The sequence below is a fragment of the Herbaspirillum sp. B65 genome, from assembly GCF_000333555.1.
Classification (GTDB): Bacteria; Pseudomonadota; Gammaproteobacteria; order Burkholderiales; family Burkholderiaceae_D; genus Herbaspirillum; species Herbaspirillum rubrisubalbicans.
Genome location: NZ_BADI01000160.1, coordinates 1 through 856 on the forward strand (window position 1 = coordinate 1; position 856 = coordinate 856).

The following is an 856-nucleotide window of genomic DNA, read 5'->3' on the forward strand; positions in this document are numbered from 1 at the left end:
CAGGTGATGCGGGCCACCGCCACGGTGCGCACGAATTCGAATTCATCCAGCGGCGCCACGTCTTGCAGCGGCGTGCCGGCAATCGGTACCAGGTGATTGATCGGCACCGATTGCGGCGGCACCGGCAGGCTGGCCAGTTGCGCGATCAATCCGGCGCGCTGGGCGCGCGTCTCGCCCATGCCGATGATGCCGCCGCAGCACACGTTCAGGCCGGCTTGCTGCACCCGTTGCAGGGTATCGAGCCGGTCCTGGTAGCTGCGGGTGGAAATGACCTGCTCATAGAAATCGGGAGCGGTGTCGAGGTTGTGGTTGTAGTAGTCCAGGCCGGCGTCTTTTAACGCCTCGGCCTGGGCTTGTTCCAGCATCCCCAGGGTCATGCAGGTTTCCAGGCCGAGTGCGCGCACCTGGGTGACCATGTCGGTGAGCGCGGCCATGTCGCGTTGCTTGGGATTGCGCCATGCCGCGCCCATGCAAAAGCGCGTCGCGCCTTGTGCGCGGGCGGCCTGGGCGGCCTGCACCACATCGTCCACGGCCATGAGCTTGCTGGCTGGCACGCCGGCATCCTGGTGATGGGCCGACTGCGAGCAATAGCCGCAATCCTCGGCGCAGCCGCCGGTCTTGATCGACAACAGGCTCGATAGCTGCACCTGGTTGGCCGGGTGATGCTGGCGATGCACGCTCTGGGCCTGGTATAGCAGATCAAGGAAGGGTAGGGCGAACAGGGCTTCGGTGGCGCGGCTGTCGATGGCGCTGGCCGGCCGGTGGAAATGCAGCGGTGCGCTGGCCTGGGTGGGGAGGGCGGAGGTGCACTGGCTCATAGATAAAATCCGTTCCGAAAGTGAAAACGCAGAAAAGC

The 856-nt window shown here is 65.2% G+C and carries 1 protein-coding gene; it reads right to left on the minus strand.

The features are described 5' to 3' along the window. The coding region (bioB, locus tag I5W_RS04130; protein WP_083893454.1) for a biotin synthase BioB at positions 1-818 on the minus strand (818 nt) is incomplete at its 3' end. Between the last annotated feature and the right edge of the window lie 38 nt (positions 819-856).